We start from the raw sequence: 17,856 nt of genomic DNA, 5'->3' as shown, positions 1-17,856 counted from the left end.
AGCATTTTCCTGTTATTGAAATGATAATTTAGGACAACTTACAGCCGAAAATCGGGCTTTTTAGACTTGTTTGGTTAAAAAGTGGAGGGTGTCTACATTATCTGCATAATCCCAAAGTTGCGGATGCTGGGTATTGCCAAAACTTACTTCATTTTCAATAACTTCTCTTCCCACTACACATTGAATCTCCTCTTTCCTGCTGTCAAGCTCCTTTTGAAGTGCTTCCATATCTTCATAAGTTTCATAGAACAGTGTGGCGATAGGGGAGTTAAGGGATTCGTCTTCTTTAAGAATGAGAAACCCATTTTCGAGTAACTTGAACTGGCTCATTAAATATACCGCCTTGTTATAATCATAGTTGTTGGCATATTTCGCCTGATTTATAATAGGGTTCCAGCTGTATACAGCCTCAAAAAAGGCATTAAAGTCATAGTTTTTTGGAACATATAATTTGGAAACGTTTCTGCAGCCCAAACCGTAATACCTGAAAATATCTTCAGCCAGGGCCGAAAGTTCTTCGGAAGTCTCATTTCCGGTAAGCACAGCTACCGAATTACGGTTCTTCCTGATGATGGAAGGCTTTCCGGAGAAATAATATTCAAAATAACGTGCAGTGTTATTACTTCCGGTAGCAATAATGGCATCAAAATTTGTCATTTTTGACGCCCCATCGGCAGAGTCGGGGAGAAGTTCAATTTTTTCCTGCCATTCAGGAGCAATTGTTTTGAGATAATCGGCTATTACGGGCAAAAGCAGCTTATCGTTAGAAGATTGTTTCACCAGCACCTTGTGGCCACTCACCAGCACCGAAATAAAATCATGAAATCCCACGAGTGGGATGTTCCCGGCCATAATGATGCCCACGGTTTTTGGTTCAACTTCAGAAAAATTATAGCCAGAAAGCCATTTTTGAAGGTTATCTGAAGTGAGCGCCTTGCTCCATTGCTCGATGCTAAAAAGCACATTTTCAAGGGTGAACCAGCCGTTGTAATGCACGGCTCTTTCTATTTTTTCCTTCAGCAGTTCAAAATAAGGATCGTTGTGTGGCAGGCTTTCATCTTTCTCAATTCCCTGTCTTTTAAACTGGTTTAAAAAACGTTCCAGGCTTTCCAACTTTTCTCTACGTTGCTCGATTGTCATCTCCTTATTTGTTTAAGAACGGATTTGGCTTTAAATTTGTGCAAATTTAGAACAAAAATAAGCTATGGCAATTATTATAACCGACGAATGCATTAACTGTGGCGCTTGTGAACCTGAATGCCCAAACACGGCTATTTATGAGGGTGCAGATGACTGGAGGTATGCAGACGGAACAGATCTTAACGGAGACGTTGTTTTACCCAGTGGTAAGGCAGCAAACGCCAATGAAGCAAATGAACCGCTTAGCGATGAGATATATTATATAGTACCCGATAAATGTACCGAGTGTGTTGGTTTTCACGATGAACCCCAATGTGCGGCTGTGTGCCCGGTAGATTGTTGTGTGCCCGATCCTGCTAATGAAGAATCACAGGAGCACCTTATGGCAAAGCAAAAATTTATGCACCACGATTGATTTTTAAACAATCGAGAAAGAGTCTGGAAGAAAGACTTTTTAAAAACAAAAAAGCCCGCAATATGCAGGCTTTTTTTATTTCTAATAGAAAGGTGATTATTTGATCTCTACTACTTCAAGATCAAAGATAAGATCTTTCCCTGCCAGTGGATGGTTTCCATCTACAACAATAGAATTCTCTTTTACTTCCTTCACCACAAGATTCATTTCACGGCCATCAGGACTTTTAGAAACAAGTCCCATTCCTGGTTCCGGCTTAATTTCGTCAGGTAACTGGCTTTTGTCAACTTCCTGAATCAATTCTTCCCTTGGAGCACCATAAGCTTCTTCAGAAGGAATCTCAATTGTTTTCTTTTCACTCACTTTCATGTCGAGCAAACCATTCTCAAACCCGGGAATTAACTGTCCCTGTCCCATGGTAAATTCGATTGGTTCTCTTTCCAAAGAACTGTCGAAAACCTGGCCATCGGTAAGTTTTCCGGTGTAGTGTACTCTTACAGTGTCATTTGCTTTAACCTGACTCATAATAAATGTTTATTTTTTCAATTAAATATTCGGGAAATGGAAATTAAACAGAAAATAAAAAGGAAGTACCTTTACAGTGCTGAGGAATAACTCATTTCAAAAAAACAAAGATACCATTAATAAGATGGACGACCAAAGAAACAGCCTTTTAGTCCTTTTCTTCTGAAAAAAATGTGCAGTAGCTGAAAATAATCAGCAAAAAAATGAGTTTAGATACTTAATTTTAAAATCTCTCTTAAAAGAGGGTTAAGACTGAAGCCTTAAATTGTTTAATGCCTTATTTTTTATTATGTTGGTAACTATGTTCTCTGTAAAGCTTATTTTAAAGTTCTTGTTGCTGCCTGTAACGATGATGGTTGCGCTGGGAAGCTGTGAGGAAATTGAAGATGAAAAGCTGAATTTTGATGACTGGCAGAAAATAAGAGTGACAGCCTCGGCCTATAACTCGTTAGGGAAACAGGGGGAAGGAAATCCTATGATCACTGCATGGGGAGATACGCTAAACCCCGGGGTACAGTCTATAGCTGTGTCAAGAGACCTTATGAAAAAAGGGCTCGATTATAAAACTCCAGTAAAAATTGAAGGTTTTGAAGGGGTATTTATAGTGAACGACAAAATGCACCCACGATGGAGAAATAAGATTGACATCTATATGGGGGCCAATAAAGAAAAGGCCCTTAAGTGGGGTAGAAGAAAAGTAGAAATCGCTTTTCCCGCCAAAGATGAGCCGGGAGGATAAAAACAACTCTAATGGTACAGGTAACAAAAAAGTACATCAATGAATTTGTTGAATTTTTTAAAAAACATGTTACCAGAAGTAATCCGGATTTTCCATTTTACCTCTTAATTTTTATTGCTTTTCTTATCTTCGTTCTCGGTACAAACCTCTTTGTTGAATTGACCGAAGAAGTGCAGGGTGAAACCATAGATCACTTTGACAGCCGGGTTACAGACTATGTGACTTCCTTTAGAACTCCCGCTTTAAATCAATTTTTTCAATTCGTGACCGACCTCGGTGATGTCTATGCCTATATAGTCGCCACTACCATTGCCGCTATTTTCTTCTTTTTAAAACTCCGGAACAAAAAATTCATATTTCAGCTTTTAGGGGTGCTTATATTATCAGCCCTGGCTAATATTGCTTTAAAGAAAGCTTTTGACCGTGCCCGTCCCACTATTGAGCATATGGTGGTAGTAGAAACCCTTAGCTATCCTAGCGGCCATGCCATGAGTGCAATGGCTTTTTATGGTTTCCTTACGTACCTGGTATTTCAAATTAAAATGAGCAGGATACTTCGGGTATTCCTGGCCGTACTATTCACTTCCCTTGTTTTCCTTATTGGTCTAAGCAGAATATATCTTGGGGTACATTTTCCTTCCGATGTTATTGGAGGTTTTGTAGCCGGACTTATATGGGTGGCTTTTTGTGTTATCCTTTTCAATATTATAGACCTTTTACGCCAAAAAAAGATGCGCAGAAATAAAGCTGAAGAAGAGGAAAATCTTGAAACCGGGTGATTGATTTTTGATTGATTAGGATTATTAATTTCACATCAGTTTTTCTCTCTTTCATCCCATCTCTAAATGAGCCCAAAGATCATATACAATTCTACACCCTACATGGTGGCAGAGTTTATTGTTTTTTACGTCTTTTTTCCCTTCCTGGCCACCGCCTTTCTTGACGGGTGGTACAAGATAATTCCCCTGGTGCTCATCGCGCTACTGTTTCTATTTCTACTACTCAAAGACCCCACTTTTGACAGGAAGGTACTTACAAGATTCAACACAAAATATCTAGGTAAAAGTTTTGGCAGGATGATCATTATCACCATACTTCTGGTGTGGTTTACTTTCTGGATATTTCCGGAGTTATTTTTAGTATATCCTGTAGAGAATTTCCAGAGCTACGTGATCACCTTCTTTTTATATCCCCTGGCATCAGTTTTTCCGCAGGAGATCATTTACCGGGTATATTTTTTTCACAGGTACCATGAGGTAGTACCCGAAAAATACCTTTTAATGCTCAGTAATGCCATAGTATTTGGCCTGGCACATTTTATCTATGCCAACTGGGTAGCGCCCATCGCGACCTTTTTAGCCGGCTGGATTTTTATCTACAACTACTACCAAACACGAAGCCTTCTTAACGTGAGCCTGGAACATTATTTATATGGGCTTATCATGTTCACCATTGGGTTTGGTTACTTTTTTCAGTAAAAGACACCGCTAAATCCCAAGGTTTGAAAGGAGCCACCATAAGATAATAAACACTATTATAGTTCCAAAACATCCACATCCGGTCTTTCCTCCCAGCTTTTTTGCTCCCCATCCTGCCAACAGGGCTCTAATGATCTTTCTCATAACAATTCATATTTTGATTAAAAGTAATAGGATACCTACTTTACAATGTCATGTTTAAGAAATTTTTAGCGACCTGCTGTTTAAATGTATAAAAACAAAAATCACTATCTTGAAAAGAAAAAGATGAGACATTTCTTATTATTGTTGCTTCTTTTCGGAATCACCATTACAGCACAGGAACAGAACAAAACTCCCGAAATTAAATTAACAGGATTCAGCCATCCCGAATCAATAATCTTTGATGAAGGAACGGCGTACTTTTATGTTTCGAATATGGCCGACAAAGCAGAAGGTGACGGATTCATTTCAAGGATCTCCAGGAAATGGCAGGAACAGGAACACAATTGGATCACAGGACTAAATGACCCTAAGGGACTACTTATTAACGGCGACCGACTCTATGTTACCAATGTAACAGCCCTTGTAGAAATGGATCTGCATACAGGAGAGATCATAAGACGTATCCCTGTGGAAGGCGCAAAATCGCTGAATGATCCAGCAATAGATGAAGAAGGAAATATCTTTTTTTCAGATCTTGCAGGGAACAGCATATATAAGGTGAATCAAGCCGGGGAGGTAGAGCAGTGGCTTAACAGCACCGACCTGGAGAGACCTAACAGATTATTTGTAACACCAGATAATATCCTGGTTGCTGCCTGGGGCGAAAACCAGAATGGTAATATTTTGAAAGTAGATCGTGGCACGAAAGAGATCAGTAAAATAACTGGAAACGGAATAGGTAATATGAATGGAATACAATCCGCAGCTACCGGAACATATTATATCTCAGACTGGGCAACGGGCAACATCTATAGTATAGATATGCAAGGAAATCTCACGAAGGAGTTTACTTCAGAAAAAAGCTCGGGAGATATTTTATATCTCAAAAATGACAAAAAAATGTATCTCCCAATGAACCATCAGAATGAAGTGTGGATCTACAACATGAAATGATCAGGAGGTTTTTATCTCGTTCATCAGCAAAAATGCCTGATTTACATATTCCTTCTCAAGGAAAATAGTGAAATAGTTAGACGTAGAAATAATCTCATAGACAGGAATTCCTTCATAAGCCAGCAGCTTAAAAATGTAAAAATAAAGTCCTACGGTCTTCGTGTTCTTTTCGGGCAGGGCAATGGTGATAGATGAGAGTTCTTCAGAAATACTCACCAGTTGTTCTTCTTTAAAGATCTTCTCAATCACCGGCTGCAGGCTCGTAGACACCAAAAAATTACTTTCCTGAAAGTTACTTGAGTAATTCAGAAATATCCCGGTTTGATCTTTAATAGCGTGTAGCAACTCAGCTTTTCGGGCAATAATGTTTTGAGAGTTCAGGTAGGTGTATTCCGTGATCCCCGAACGCACAATCATGTCGCCCAGCTCCCTGAAATTTTTGGTAGTAAATTTGCTCCTTTTTGGGTGGTACCGCCGTAGTGCCATAATTATAGAACCCTGCTTTACCGGTTTTCTCATTTCTTTTTCTACCTGCGGCTGCAAATCGGCAGCCAGAGAACTGAAGTTAATGATATTACGGGCAAGGGCATCATCCAAAAAAGGCTGATGTCGTATGATGTCATGGACACAGGTACTTATGGTTTTCATTGTTAAATAATATACAATTTGTACAAAGGTATGAAAAAGAAGTCATTTTTTTTAAACTGCCTTTTCCATCTATTAATTATGCAGTCTGAAGTTAAGATATGAAAGTATTAAAATTTGGAGGGACTTCTGTCGGCTCTGTGGAAAGCATTCGCAATGTAAAAAATATTATTCAGGGTCAAAAAGGCCGGAAGATTATCGTGGTCTCAGCCATGTCTGGGGTCACCAATATGCTGGTAGAATTATGTGAAACCACGAAGAATGGTAAGCCTGAACAGGCCGAAGCCATCCTGCTGGAACTTAAACTAAAACACCTGCAGCTTATTGAAGAGCTTATCGTTTCTCATGAAGCAAAACGCATGGCCGAAAATCAATTCCTCGAGTTGTATGAACAACTCGAAGAAGCGCTTCAGCAAAACCCTTTTTCAGATGCTGTTATCGTAACATTTGGGGAAACATTTTTGAGCCTTATTTTCTCGCATTACCTTGAAGAAGAGAGCGTGTTTAATACCCTCCTGGATGCAAAGAACTTCATGCATATCTCAAATGTGGAGAATCCAGAGATTGCCACCGTTCAAAAACTTATCAGGCAGAGCCTGCAAAGGGAAGTCACCAATGAAATTTATGTGACCCAGGGCTTCGTTAGAATTGACCGCAACAGAAACATAAGCACGCTAAACCGGGGAGGAAGTGATTACACAGCGACCATAATTGGGGCTGCTGTAAATGCTACCGAAGTGCAGATCTGGACCGATATTGACGGGTTTCACAACAATGATCCTCGTTACGTGCCCGAGACTTCGGCTCTTACCAACCTTACTTTTGAAGAAGCCGCAGAGCTGGCCTATTTTGGCGCAAAGATCCTTCATCCACAAACGGTTTCTCCGGTAAAGGAAAAAGGAATTCCCATTTACCTGAAAAATACCTTTATCCCGGAAGCACCAGGAACCTGTATTTCAGATGAATACCATACTGAAGGGCTTAAAGCTATTTCAGCAAAAGACGGTATCACAGCCATCAAGATCAAGTCTAACCGTATGCTTATGGCCCATGGTTTTCTAAGAAAGATCTTTGATGTGTTTGACAAACATGAGACGTCTATAGACATGATTACGACTTCAGAAATCGCGATTTCCCTTACCATAGATAACCCCGTTAACCTGGATAAGATCCTTTCTGAACTCGACGAATACGGCGAGATCACCGTAGATTCAAATCACAGCATTATTTGTGTTGTGGGAGAAGGTGTGATCAATGACCACGAGACCTTCAGGCTGTTTGAAATCCTTAATGATCTTCCTGTGAGGATGATCTCCTACGGCGGTAGCAGCAACAATATTTCGCTGCTTGTAGATATGCAGAACAAAGTAAGGGCATTACAGCTTTTGCACCAGAAACTTTTTGAAGAAAAGACATTAAAAGTAACCTAGTCGCTCACTTCGAGTTGTTAGTTTATTTGTTTGGAAGGAGTCGCCCGTTTACGGGCGATTCCTATTTTTGGCCTCAATATATTTTGAAAAATATTTTGTGCTGCTCAAAGAATGATGCTGTAGCATGAGCCCCGTAAAATTTGAATTTCTATGCTGCTGAAGTCTGGCTTTTAACTCCTGAATCCTTTCTTTAAACCGGCTGCGATGTTCTTCTTCTGAAAATTTTTCATTTAAGATCCTGAACCCTTTTTCCTGTGCTTCTTGCCAAATGATCTCGTTTTCATGAAAACTAACGGCTGCATTGGCAAATTCTGAAGGGTCATCGCTTATAAAACCGTTCCAGGGAAGATCTCCGGCCATGCTTTCGGCACCAACAGAGGTTGTGACCGTGGGCGTTCCCACCTGCATGGCATCTGTAAATTTCCCTTTTATACCCGCCCCAAACCTGATAGGAGCCAGGAGAACCCGCGCTTTCTCAATTTCTGCCTTTGCTGAAGTTGCCCGCCCATGTACAATAAAACCTTCTTTCTCGTTATGGAATTCGAGGATTTGCTGCGGAATATAGGCCCCAAAAATGTGAATTTTTGCCTCCTTGATTTTATTTCTGATGAGTGGCCATGTTTCAGTTTTTAAACGAACTACAGCATCCCGATTGGGTTCGTGAAGAAAATTCCCGATACTCACAAAATCCTGCCGCTCCTGAAATTGATGAAGTTTCGCTTTCTTTTCTTCGGAAATCTCTTTCAGCATAAATGGCAAATACAGCAGTAGCTGCTGTGGCACTCCAAAAGTGTGTTGAAGTAGATCTATCTCTGCTTCTGAAATGATAAGGCTTAGATCACATCTATAGATACTGGCAATTTCCCTTTTTGCCACCTCTGTAAATAATGCTGAAGGAGAGAGGTCTTTTCCTGTTTTTGTGGCTTCCTGCCTTGCCTTGCGTAAAAAGTGCAGATCTTCGGTATCGAGAATCCTTATGGCTTCAGGGCATACTTCAGCCACCCTCCAGCCAAATTGTTCTTCCATCATAAACCTGTCAAAAATGACAATTTCAGGAGATATTTTTGAAACAAATGCGTCGAAGCTCTTGTTGTTGAGCTCAATTTTTTCCGAAGCAATTCCGAAGGAAGAAAGATCGGCCATAAAATCGGTTTTTGCAGCCGTGGTAGCAAAGGTTACAGCATAACCTTCAGCAAGAAAAAATTCCAGCAACTGCATCATTCTGGCGCCCGCAGCCGAGGATTTTGGTTCGGGCCAAACGTAGCCAATGACTAAAAGGTGTTTTTGTGACATGCTCCAAAATTAACAGGTTTTAATAGACTTTTTGAATTGTGCCGTTAATTTGTGACCTTTAAGAAAAATAAAACAATGAGCCGCGGATTTGTAAAAGAAGAAGACCAGGAAGAAGCACCGTTTATACCCCCAAGAGCATCTTTGCCTGCGGGAGTGACCAATTACGTGACGCCACAGGGCCACAAACAGCTCCTGGAAGAGCGGGAATCTCTCGAAAATGAGAGAAAAGGCCTTGATATAAGTAGCGATAAAGAGCGACGCCACGCCAAAGCAGTGATTGACGGAAAATTAAACCTGCTGAACGAGCGACTTGCTTCTGCAAGGATCCTGGAACCACAGGACCAACCTGAAAGTGAAGTGAGATTTGGTGCTACGGTCACTTTTAAGCCGTTAACGGGCCCGCTAAAGGGAAAAGAGCAGGTTTTTACTGTTGTGGGAGTAGATGAGGCAGATATTAAACAGCGAAAAATAGCATTTTTGGCACCTCTTGCACGAGCACTGACCGGAAAAAAGGTGGGCGAGAAGGCGCAGGTGCAAATGGGTGGTGCGATGCAGGAACTTGAGATCATCAACATCACTTATGGGTAAATAAAATTCTCTTCTGAAAGTTTATCCACAATTCTGGTAAAAAATTCCTTCCTAAAATGCCATTTTTGACACCTTTTATACGTTTACTGACCGGAAAAAAAGTGGGCGAGAAGGCGCAGGTGCAAATGGGTGGTGCGATGCAGGAACTTGAGATCATCAACATCAGTTACACGTAATTAAAATTCTCTTCTGAAGGCTTATTCAAAACTTTGGTAAAAAATCCCTTCCTAAAATACCATTTTTGAGACCCTAAAATTTCCGGCTTTTAGCAAGAATTAATTATTCGGCAGGGGAAAGGATGAATTCCAGCGTATCTTCAATATCGCCGTATTCATCAACTTCGATCTCAAAGTCAATTTTGTCGGGAGCCGCTTTATAGTTGAGGGTTTCGAGCTGTTGTGCATCAATTTCAGCAGTATATTTTCCGGGAGCAAGACCCAGGTAACTGAAATATCCGTCACCCTCACTTAATAATTCCGCAGCTTTATTTCCGTTTGCATCGATGATGCTTATAAGGATACGGCCCTGTCCGCGAAGGGAATTGCCGTTTTTGAAGTAGACCATACCACCAACTTCACCCATGACCTGTACCGGCACATAGATCTCTTTGAAGTGGTTGGGCTGCGTTTTCACCAGGATCTTGGGATTTGGGATCTTCCAGGCGATATTGTCGAGACTAAGAGGATCTAGTTCAATCATAAGATCGATATAAGGCTGCAGCTCGGTGATTCGCAATACCGTTTCATCGTCGTTATAACTCACCCTTCCACTGCGGTTTTTAAGTTCAAGCCCGGCAACTCCCGGTTCCATAGGATCTTTAATTCCGTTTTGGTTGAAGTCGAGGAAGGGAATGATGCTCACTGCTGCACGAGACATGGCGGTACGGTTACTGGCCGCGATATAGCCGGTATTGTCATCGAGCATGAGGCTACCCCTGGCCGATTGTACGAAAGAAGAATTTCTGTTCCCTATTCGTGAAGTGGCCGAAGTTTGAGCAAAATTAAAAGCATAGCGCAATCCTACTTCAAAGATGTGGGCATTCCTCAAAAAATTATTTTCATAAGCGAGGTTTAGAAAGCCTTGTTTGAACATAGGCCGTTCCAGTTCAACGATAAGGTTATTGAACCTGTCACGGCTAAAGTCATACTGAAGTTGGGGAGATAACAGGAACTTATAGGGCATGCGATAAGTTTGAGATAAAGAGCTGTAAATAGTAGGCTCCTTCATCCTGTCGTTATACAGTCCATAAGATGTAAAGTTGGTGCTCACGCCAAAAACCGCTCCCGATAAAAGGAGCTGTGCAGTGGTGAACTCGGTTGTGGGCATTATGATCTGGTTCACACTAAAGCGGCTAAACAGTGAAAAATGTTTGGTGCGAATAGGCGTAGAGAAGCTGAGTTTTCTTTCCTCCAGGTAATTGAAATTTACTGCCGTTTGATCTTCATTGTAATTGATATAATTCAAATCTACCTGGAAGTTGCGCGGAGACTGGTAGCTCAATAAAGCCTCTCCTTTTACGCCATACATATATTCTCCAGAGAACAGCAGGCCTGAAGCAATTCTTGCTGAAGAGTTGACAAACGGCATTACTTCGCCACTTTCTACTTCTGAAAGATATTCTACCCCGCCGCCAATAGTTATGGCGTTATTTAACCCATAATTGAGGTTAAGGCGGCTAAAGCGGTTCCAGTCGTCACTTTCTACTACCCCAGCGCTAAGGGTATATTCCAGCTCATTTTTAGGTACAAAATTGTAAGGGATGTTAATCACCCGGTCTTCGGATCTTTCTTCTCCCCAGGGGCCATAAAACCGCAGACTCACAGCGGTATTGCCATACATGAGCGGCACTTCAAAACTGTAAAACCCCGAAGCATCGGCTTCTGTAAATGACACGAGCACATTGTTTACATATAATTCAACTGTCCATCGCGGTTCAGTGTAATCGCTAAGTAAATAAGTACCAAAAGACCTGCGGTTTTGAAGCGGACTATTGGTGAATTGCACCCCCGAAACCGGTGCAAAAAGGGAAGAAGTGGCCCGGCTAAAGATCCTCCCGGCGGTGACCTGAGACAGGTACTTGTTATCGGTATTGACATAGCGCCACTGGTAAAACTGGTTACGTGATGAGAACGGCAGCCTGCTGGAATAATTAAGCATAAGATTGGTTTCCCCGCCAAGAAACATGGTGCCCAGCCCTAACGTAAGGCGATTGTCATTCTCAAAGTTGGTTTGCTGAGTAGTCACCACTCCCCAGTCTAAAGTACCGGGTTTAAAGAAGGGATAGCGGGCAGGGATAAGAGTATCGGGAACTACCACGCCCTTTACCCGGTCAAGATTTTCCCTCATCTTTTGAAGGCGCATTTCCTTCATCACCGGTAGCTCCTTATCAGTTTCAAGTTTTAGAGAAAGACTTCGGAAGGAAAACTGGGTGTCGAGACCAAAAATACTTCCGAAGTAATTTGATTTTAGATACCTCCCGGAAGGAGTGATCAAAATGTCATTTTTGGAGAGGCTGAAGCTTTCTCCTTTATATGTGATTTGTGGCTGCTCCCAGTTAATAGTATAGGTAGAATCGGGGTGAATGATGAATCCGCTTAGAATATCTCTATCGATTTCGTGCTTGATGTTTAGAATTTCAAACAGCGTGGTAACCGGTAAAAATGCATCTTCCCCCTTGATCGCGATAGGAATTTCATAGGTGCCCAACCTGGGAATGTTCATTTCTACCGAAAGTTCGTCGTAATCGGGATAATCTTCTTGAGCGAATGCAGTGCCAAGGCTCAGGAATAACATGAGCGTTAGCCACAGCTTCAAAACTTCAGAAAGAGAAAGACGAAAAGGAGAAAGCATTAGGGTTGGCTTGCTATTCGTGAATGAAGGTTAGGGTAAAAGTACCATTGTAATTTCCTGCTGGCCCGGCCTCCCCACTGGGGATATTCAATTTTCCGCCTACAATAACTTCGTGAGGATTGGTGGTGGTAATAAAAGTTTGGCCAGTACTGATATCAAAAAACGGATCAATATTTAAAGTGACGTTGCTGCCCGCGGGCCCCGAAAGTAACACCTTACTTACAGGTTGAATTTGCAGAAGTGTTCCCGGATTGGCATAGACGTCAAAAATGGCATAATGAGGGCTGTTTCCCAGGTTAAGTAAATACACATCGGTATCAGCCGAACGATCGCCATTTGGAGTGAGGATGACGTTACCACCGGCATTTCCCACAATAAAAGCCCCAAAGTTAAGTCCCTGGGCATTTCTCACCTCTACACTCACGGGAATAGGCGGATGCTCCTGGGCAACTGCTTTGTGAAAGGGGATAATTAGCAGGCTGAAGCTAATGAATAAGAAGAAGCTTTTTCCCGTCATTTTCTACTCTTTAAAGATTACTTTTTTGGTTTGGCTTTCTTGTTCTGTTTCGAGCGTCACCAGGTAAATTCCGGCTGCCATGCCACTAAAGGTAAGTACATCTTTGCCAGAGCCTTTTTTGCTTTGAAGCACCTGGCCTGCCATGCTGCTAAGAATCACTGTTCCTTCAGCATTGTCAGGCAAATTAAGGCGTACCAATACCTGCTCATTTTTGGTGTATACGGTAAAATCTTCCATCGCAAGTTCTATTTGTGCAGGCGATAATTTTTCCGAAGAAAACATTAGCACAAACCTGTCGTTAATTTGCCCTTTTTGAGAGGTAAAAGTATAGCTGCGATCTTTATCAAGGTCTTTTAGGACATTCTTCCTGTTATCTTTCAGATAAATATAGACAGAAGGAAAAAGATTGGTGGTTTCAGCAAGAGAAAGGCGCATTTCACCCGATCTTTCTGCTGAAATTCCCAACTGAATTTCCATAGTTTCAATAGAAGTGCCCGAGACTGCATTAATAGACAGTTTTTCGTGAAGTGCGGTTAAGCTGTAAACACTGGGAACATTAACGGCAGTATTCAGCAGTTTTTGGGCATCCATTTCCTTTTCAAATCCTGGGGTTGCGTCATGCTTAAAATAGATCACCGTGGCATCTGCCATTTCCTCTCCGGCAAAACTAGCTGTTAATTTGATTTGAGGTACTTCAGCTTTATTTTTCGCCCTGTAATAATTCGGTTCTGATTGATTGCCTACTCTAAAAGCATTTTTGAACTCCAGGCTCGCTGTTGCAGGATAAACGCCATTGGCAGGATCACTCACTCTTACAAAAAAGCCCTGCATTGAAGGAATGATGCTCGAAGAGCGCCCATCTGTAGAGATTCCATCTATGTATGAGGTGTAAGTGCCGGTATACCTGTCGTCACTACCAGCAGTAAAAAAGTGAATTGCATTATCTATACCGCTCAGGCTGCTTAGCATCAAATTCCAGTCGATAGGAGAAGGGTAGGGGTTGCCAACCAGGTTAAAGCCATTAGTGTAGGTCCCGTTATTGTTTTGAAGAGCCACGGTTACCGGCCCATTACTGACTTCTCCAGAAAGTTCAAGAGTCAATACGCGCGGTTCTCCAGATGGATTAATTGCATAGCCGTAGCCAGGTTGTAATGAATTGGTAAGGCCTAAATATTTTTCCCAGCCGGTGAGATCCTTTCCTGCTGAATTTTTTCTGTTTTCCAGGTATTGGTAAAGATGAGGGAAACCAGTTTCGGGATCCTGAAGCTCAAAATTGGCAGCCAAATCTTCTACAGAAGAATTTTGAAAAGGGCTGCTGAAGTATTTATAGCCAAAAGCGTTGGCGAGGTAACGCTGCATAGTGACACTGCCTGAAACAGAACCCGCTCCGCTGCCATCAATATATGCCGTTCCTGCTTCGTTAGAAACCAGCAGCAGGGCGTTACCAGTATTAAAATTACCCTGCTCTACCTTCAAAGAATTCAGGATATTGATGTTGGCCAGGGAACTTACTCCGGCAGGATTTTTAATATTTAGATTGAGAACATTATCATTGAGAAAAGCTGCTGAAGGAATCTGCTGGGTAGTAGTGCCTTCAAACGACACGCTGCCATTCTCTACTTTAAAAACTCCGGCGTTCACCAGGTTTCCGGCCATTCTAATCCAGTTACCATTAACAATTACAGAAGCCCCAGACTCAATATTGAGGTTTTTCGAGAGGGCATTAGCACCGGTAGAAATTATAGGGTAGTTATTTGAGGCCAGTTCTGCAGGAATTATTACATTGTTTTGCAGCGTTGGAATTTGGTTACAGCTCCAGTTAGCTGGGTTATTCCAGTTGGTATCTGCCGCGCCGGTCCATGTATATTTTTGTGATACGGTAATGGTAATTGAATGCACCTCATTATTGGTACAGCCATTGGCATCGGTGACGCTGGTTATTTTTACCGTAGTGTTTACAGTAGGAGAGAAAGGATAGGAAAGAGAAGCAGAAGGCGAGGAGACCGAAAATGCTGCTCCATTAATAGTTCCTCTTACCATCCATGGTGCTTTTCCTGAAAGTGTTCCACTCAGGTTTACAGTTTGTCCTAAACAAATGGTAGTATCTCCACTGGTTGGAGTCAATTTGGGAAGCGGGTTAACACTTACTTTTATAACATTTGAGGTACTTGCCCCACATACCCCGGAATTTACAATTCTTCTAAACCAGGTAGTTTGCGTTAGGGTTCCTGGATTGTAATCTAAAGTGGTGTTAGTGCCGTTAGCCGGAGAAAAACCACTATCAGATCCTGTGGTACTACTTTGCCATGAATAGGAAAAAGTGCCACTTCCTCCTGTAGGTTGTGAACCATGTATTTGAGAAGCAGTACTGGCTGAACAAATATTACGTGTTTCTCCTGAATAATTAATGCTATTATTAGATATACTTAAAGGTTGTGGATTAATAACAACATTTGCTGTAGCAGAAGACACACATCCACTTGAATTTGTAACGGTATACTTATAGTTACCGGGTACGAGTCCGGTTATTGTTTTATTAGTTCCCGAACCCGTAATTCCTCCCGGATTGATGATCCATGATCCTGAAGGTAAGCCGCTTAAGCTTACACTGCCAGTTGCTGATGTACAGGTAGGTTGGGTAACAGATCCTACTACAGGTGCAGAGGGGGTTGCTGGTTGTGGGTTAATTACAACAGGTTCTGAAGAAAAGGAGGTGCATTTTCCAGTATCAGAAAACAATTGGGATTGTGGTACGATTTGTTCTCTCTGGCTTCTACTGGACCAGTAAAGTTGAGCTACCGCATCCCCAGCATTTTCATAGTACTCCAGAACTATGTCATATTTTACACCAGCAGTAAGTCTTATTGTACCCTCATTAAAAGTGGCTGAATGATCTGTCCAATTTTCAAAGATTTGATTACCATTTACCTTTAACCTGATTCCGTCGTCACTTCTCGTTTTAAAGGTATAATTCTCGCTGTATAATGGTTGAATTTGACCCGACCACTTTACCGAAAAATTATCGCTATTAATTGGTGAACCTGGATTTCCACTTCCCCAGTTAAAATTAACAGTGGCATCTGTACGGATTAGAGAAGGAGTGCCTGAGAGATCTTGATTATTAAAATATTCTGCTTTTAAACCAGTTGTGGTTTTTGGTATATCAACAGTATAAGTATAGTTTCCGGGTGTAAGACCGGTAATGGTTTTGGTAGAACCCGATCCTGTAATTCCTCCAGGATTAATAGTCCAGTTTCCTGCAGGCAAACCGCTTAGGGTTACGGTACCTGTGGCTGTTGTGCAGGTAGGTTGATTTACTGTTTGAACTATTGGTGCAGGAGGGTTAGGAGGTGTATCAATTGTCACATTTGCTGAAGCAGGGGAAGTACAACCAGTTTCATTGGTCACTGTAAATGTATGCGTGCCGGCACTAAGTCCGGTAAAAGTTGTGTTTGTGCCTGTTCCGGTCTTTGTTAATCCGCCCGGTGATTCTGCTATTGTCCAGTTTCCTGAAGGTAAGCCTTTTAATACAGCACTCCCTGTAGGTATTATACATGTAGGCTGTGAGATATTTTCAATAATTGGTGCAGCAGGTACTGTAGGTGGCGGATTAATAACAACATTAGCCGAAGCAGAAGAGGTACACCCATTAGCATTAATAACATTAAAGGTATGGGTGCCGGAAGTAAGTCCTGTGAAAGTTGTGCTGGTACCAGTTCCTATCTTTGTTCGTCCCCCTGAAAATTCAGTTATGGTCCAGCTTCCTGTCGCCGGTAAGCCATTCAATATAACACTTCCTGTTGATGTTGAACATGTTGGTTGTGAAATGCTGCCAATGGCAGGAGATATGGGCCCGGCATAAATAGTGAAAGGATCAGAAGCTACTGAAGGTACGTCAGGATTTGTGGAGCTTACTTCTATGGTGTATCCTGAGTTTCCCATTACATTAACAGGAATTTGTATAAAACCCTTTAAAGAAATTGTTCGTTTGAAAAAAAAAACAGTACTCTCAGTAGAACTAAAGATTTCAGTATTCAAAATTTCTGAAGACCTTTTTAACCTGATTGTATATCTCGAATCTTCATTAAAATCCTCCAACGAGAATAAACCTCTGGTAGCAGTAAATTGAACAGTTAGTGAAGAACCCGGGCAAAAATCCCCAGTAACTGCAGGTGTGCTCAAACTCTGCCCCTGCATCAAATAACTTCCCATCATGAACAGGCATAAGAACAGAATGCGAACAGGGGGAGCCAATGTATTCATTATAGCAGAGAAAATTTTTTTTTTAGAGAAGTATCAAAGTTATTTTATAACTCATATTCCTTTTTTGCGAGTATTTCCCCATCTTCTTCAAAATAGGAAACTTCCAGTTTTCCCTGGCTCAAATCAACTTCTCCTGCATTTCGTAACTCAAAAGAAAAATTCCTTTTAGCATTAGGCGTATAGACAGAGACCCCTTTTACCATTCCTATCTCTGTTGTCTTTCCTTTTGGGGAAACATGATCTACTTTAATATTGCCGTAAACAGACATATTTCCGCTGCGGTTTAACACCAATGATAGCTGTGGAGTTTCAGCGTCTTTTTCAAATTGAATATTGGTTATATCCAGTTTAGTGGTAGATTCTCCCTGCTGAATTATTATTGGTATACTAATTCCAAAAACTGTTTTAATATTTATGGAGATCCCTTCGCTCTCTGCATCTTCTTCTGTTCCAAGGGCAGTTTGTTCTTCAACTGCTCTAAAATACATGTGAGACCGATATTCTCCCTGTTCCAGGTTTCCGGTGCGGGTGAGCTGCACTCGTATGGTTTGGGCTTCATTGGGAGCCAAAGTGATTTGTCGTGGAAAATACCTGAGGAAACCTTCAGCAAAACGTTGACCTTCAGTAGGTGTTTCCACCTGCTCAAAGCTACCACTTTCAGTCATGTTGTAGTTGACGAAAGAAACCGCATAAACAGCAGTATCACTTCCCGTATTTGCTAGATTGATCTCCTGTGATCTTTGAGAACCGTCAAAAACCAACCTTTTTGGCATGATCATTAGATCTCCCTGAGCAAAAAAGGTTTGAGGAATAAAAAAAAGAGAAAGTAAGAGTAAAGTTGAATATAATTTTATCTTCATGCGGGTTGAATTCTG

The 17,856-nt window shown here is 41.5% G+C and carries 16 protein-coding genes; 7 read left to right on the top strand and 9 right to left on the bottom strand.

Features of this window, described 5'->3' with window-relative positions; translation table 11 throughout:
* Positions 1 to 60: 60 nt before the first annotated feature.
* Positions 61 to 1,140 carry an acyl-CoA reductase gene (locus tag V5739_RS16290; protein WP_423819033.1) on the bottom strand — a complete coding sequence of 360 codons (1,080 nt, stop codon included), beginning with the start codon at positions 1,138 to 1,140 and terminating at the stop codon, positions 61 to 63.
* A 64-nt stretch (positions 1,141 to 1,204) separates the two neighbouring features.
* On the opposite strand from V5739_RS16290, the gene V5739_RS16285 reads away from it, so the two are divergent.
* Positions 1,205 to 1,555 carry a 4Fe-4S dicluster domain-containing protein gene (locus V5739_RS16285; RefSeq protein ID WP_266068215.1) on the top strand — a complete coding sequence of 117 codons (351 nt, stop codon included), beginning with the start codon at positions 1,205 to 1,207 and terminating at the stop codon, positions 1,553 to 1,555.
* A 96-nt stretch (positions 1,556 to 1,651) separates the two neighbouring features.
* Here the strand turns inward: V5739_RS16285 and V5739_RS16280 are convergent, their stop codons facing one another.
* Complete coding sequence (locus tag V5739_RS16280) at positions 1,652 to 2,080, bottom strand: FKBP-type peptidyl-prolyl cis-trans isomerase (protein WP_266068216.1); 429 nt, start codon at positions 2,078 to 2,080, stop codon at positions 1,652 to 1,654.
* 289 nt (positions 2,081 to 2,369) lie between these two features.
* Between V5739_RS16280 and V5739_RS16275 the strand changes: the two genes are divergently transcribed.
* From V5739_RS16275 to V5739_RS16265, 3 genes are all read left to right on the top strand, one after another.
* Complete coding sequence (locus V5739_RS16275) at positions 2,370 to 2,819, top strand: 3D domain-containing protein (protein WP_423819032.1); 450 nt, start codon at positions 2,370 to 2,372, stop codon at positions 2,817 to 2,819.
* Positions 2,820 to 2,830: 11 nt separating this feature from the next.
* A complete protein-coding gene (locus tag V5739_RS16270; protein WP_345598645.1) occupies positions 2,831 to 3,598 on the top strand; it encodes a phosphatase PAP2 family protein in 768 nt (255 codons plus the stop codon).
* A gap of 66 nt (positions 3,599 to 3,664) precedes the next feature.
* Complete coding sequence (locus V5739_RS16265; RefSeq protein ID WP_266068219.1) at positions 3,665 to 4,297, top strand: CPBP family intramembrane glutamic endopeptidase; 633 nt, start codon at positions 3,665 to 3,667, stop codon at positions 4,295 to 4,297.
* A 9-nt stretch (positions 4,298 to 4,306) separates the two neighbouring features.
* On the opposite strand, the gene V5739_RS16260 is transcribed toward V5739_RS16265, so the two are convergent.
* Complete coding sequence (locus tag V5739_RS16260) at positions 4,307 to 4,441, bottom strand: hypothetical protein (protein WP_255702456.1); 135 nt, start codon at positions 4,439 to 4,441, stop codon at positions 4,307 to 4,309.
* A gap of 123 nt (positions 4,442 to 4,564) precedes the next feature.
* On the opposite strand from V5739_RS16260, the gene V5739_RS16255 reads away from it, so the two are divergent.
* Entirely contained in the window at positions 4,565 to 5,395 is an 831-nt protein-coding gene (locus V5739_RS16255; RefSeq protein WP_423819031.1) for a hypothetical protein, read from the top strand.
* On the opposite strand, the gene V5739_RS16250 is transcribed toward V5739_RS16255, so the two are convergent.
* Complete coding sequence (locus tag V5739_RS16250; protein ID WP_423819030.1) at positions 5,396 to 6,043, bottom strand: hypothetical protein; 648 nt, start codon at positions 6,041 to 6,043, stop codon at positions 5,396 to 5,398. It abuts the gene before it with no gap.
* Between the two features lie 98 nt (positions 6,044 to 6,141).
* On the opposite strand from V5739_RS16250, the gene V5739_RS16245 reads away from it, so the two are divergent.
* Positions 6,142 to 7,470 (top strand): aspartate kinase, encoded by a 1,329-nt coding sequence (locus tag V5739_RS16245; RefSeq protein ID WP_423819029.1) that lies wholly within the window; start codon positions 6,142 to 6,144, stop codon positions 7,468 to 7,470.
* Positions 7,471 to 7,518: 48 nt separating this feature from the next.
* Here V5739_RS16245 and V5739_RS16240 read toward each other — a convergent pair whose 3' ends face one another.
* Positions 7,519 to 8,763, bottom strand: a complete 1,245-nt coding sequence (locus tag V5739_RS16240) for a glycosyltransferase (protein WP_423819028.1) — start codon at positions 8,761 to 8,763, stop codon at positions 7,519 to 7,521.
* Positions 8,764 to 8,838: 75 nt separating this feature from the next.
* Between V5739_RS16240 and V5739_RS16235 the strand changes: the two genes are divergently transcribed.
* Complete coding sequence (locus V5739_RS16235) at positions 8,839 to 9,351, top strand: GreA/GreB family elongation factor (RefSeq protein WP_423819027.1); 513 nt, start codon at positions 8,839 to 8,841, stop codon at positions 9,349 to 9,351.
* A 279-nt stretch (positions 9,352 to 9,630) separates the two neighbouring features.
* On the opposite strand, the gene V5739_RS16230 is transcribed toward V5739_RS16235, so the two are convergent.
* The 4 genes from V5739_RS16230 to V5739_RS16215 form a co-directional block, all read right to left on the bottom strand.
* Positions 9,631 to 12,201 (bottom strand): hypothetical protein, encoded by a 2,571-nt coding sequence (locus V5739_RS16230; RefSeq protein ID WP_423819026.1) that lies wholly within the window; start codon positions 12,199 to 12,201, stop codon positions 9,631 to 9,633.
* 13 nt (positions 12,202 to 12,214) lie between these two features.
* Positions 12,215 to 12,718 carry a DUF4402 domain-containing protein gene (locus V5739_RS16225; RefSeq protein WP_423819025.1) on the bottom strand — a complete coding sequence of 168 codons (504 nt, stop codon included), beginning with the start codon at positions 12,716 to 12,718 and terminating at the stop codon, positions 12,215 to 12,217.
* Between the two features lie 3 nt (positions 12,719 to 12,721).
* Positions 12,722 to 16,660, bottom strand: a complete 3,939-nt coding sequence (locus tag V5739_RS16220) for a PA14 domain-containing protein (protein WP_423819024.1) — start codon at positions 16,658 to 16,660, stop codon at positions 12,722 to 12,724.
* A 365-nt stretch (positions 16,661 to 17,025) separates the two neighbouring features.
* Positions 17,026 to 17,841: a molecular chaperone gene (locus V5739_RS16215; RefSeq protein WP_423819023.1), complete on the bottom strand. Its 816-nt coding sequence runs from the start codon at positions 17,839 to 17,841 to the stop codon at positions 17,026 to 17,028.
* Positions 17,842 to 17,856 lie beyond the last annotated feature (15 nt).

It is taken from the genome of Salinimicrobium sp. TIG7-5_MAKvit (assembly GCF_049569215.1).
Lineage (GTDB): Bacteria > Bacteroidota > Bacteroidia > Flavobacteriales > Flavobacteriaceae > Salinimicrobium > Salinimicrobium profundisediminis.
The sequence above is the reverse complement of the archived record's forward strand: the minus strand, read 5'-3'. Positions and strand labels throughout refer to the sequence as shown.

Excerpts from the sequence above, each read along its gene's own strand:
- V5739_RS16290 (WP_423819033.1), bottom strand. The coding sequence starts at position 1,140 with ATGACAATCGAGCAACGTAGAGAAAAGTTGGAAAGCCTGGAACGTTTT.
- V5739_RS16285 (WP_266068215.1), top strand. The coding sequence starts at position 1,205 with ATGGCAATTATTATAACCGACGAATGCATTAACTGTGGCGCTTGTGAA.
- V5739_RS16280 (WP_266068216.1), bottom strand. The coding sequence starts at position 2,080 with ATGAGTCAGGTTAAAGCAAATGACACTGTAAGAGTACACTACACCGGA.
- V5739_RS16275 (WP_423819032.1), top strand. The coding sequence starts at position 2,370 with ATGTTGGTAACTATGTTCTCTGTAAAGCTTATTTTAAAGTTCTTGTTG.
- V5739_RS16270 (WP_345598645.1), top strand. The coding sequence starts at position 2,831 with ATGGTACAGGTAACAAAAAAGTACATCAATGAATTTGTTGAATTTTTT.
- V5739_RS16265 (WP_266068219.1), top strand. The coding sequence starts at position 3,665 with ATGAGCCCAAAGATCATATACAATTCTACACCCTACATGGTGGCAGAG.
- V5739_RS16260 (WP_255702456.1), bottom strand. The coding sequence starts at position 4,441 with ATGAGAAAGATCATTAGAGCCCTGTTGGCAGGATGGGGAGCAAAAAAG.
- V5739_RS16255 (WP_423819031.1), top strand. The coding sequence starts at position 4,565 with ATGAGACATTTCTTATTATTGTTGCTTCTTTTCGGAATCACCATTACA.
- V5739_RS16250 (WP_423819030.1), bottom strand. The coding sequence starts at position 6,043 with ATGAAAACCATAAGTACCTGTGTCCATGACATCATACGACATCAGCCT.
- V5739_RS16245 (WP_423819029.1), top strand. The coding sequence starts at position 6,142 with ATGAAAGTATTAAAATTTGGAGGGACTTCTGTCGGCTCTGTGGAAAGC.
- V5739_RS16240 (WP_423819028.1), bottom strand. The coding sequence starts at position 8,763 with ATGTCACAAAAACACCTTTTAGTCATTGGCTACGTTTGGCCCGAACCA.
- V5739_RS16235 (WP_423819027.1), top strand. The coding sequence starts at position 8,839 with ATGAGCCGCGGATTTGTAAAAGAAGAAGACCAGGAAGAAGCACCGTTT.
- V5739_RS16230 (WP_423819026.1), bottom strand. The coding sequence starts at position 12,201 with ATGCTTTCTCCTTTTCGTCTTTCTCTTTCTGAAGTTTTGAAGCTGTGG.
- V5739_RS16225 (WP_423819025.1), bottom strand. The coding sequence starts at position 12,718 with ATGACGGGAAAAAGCTTCTTCTTATTCATTAGCTTCAGCCTGCTAATT.
- V5739_RS16220 (WP_423819024.1), bottom strand. The coding sequence starts at position 16,660 with ATGGGAAACTCAGGATACACCATAGAAGTAAGCTCCACAAATCCTGAC.
- V5739_RS16215 (WP_423819023.1), bottom strand. The coding sequence starts at position 17,841 with ATGAAGATAAAATTATATTCAACTTTACTCTTACTTTCTCTTTTTTTT.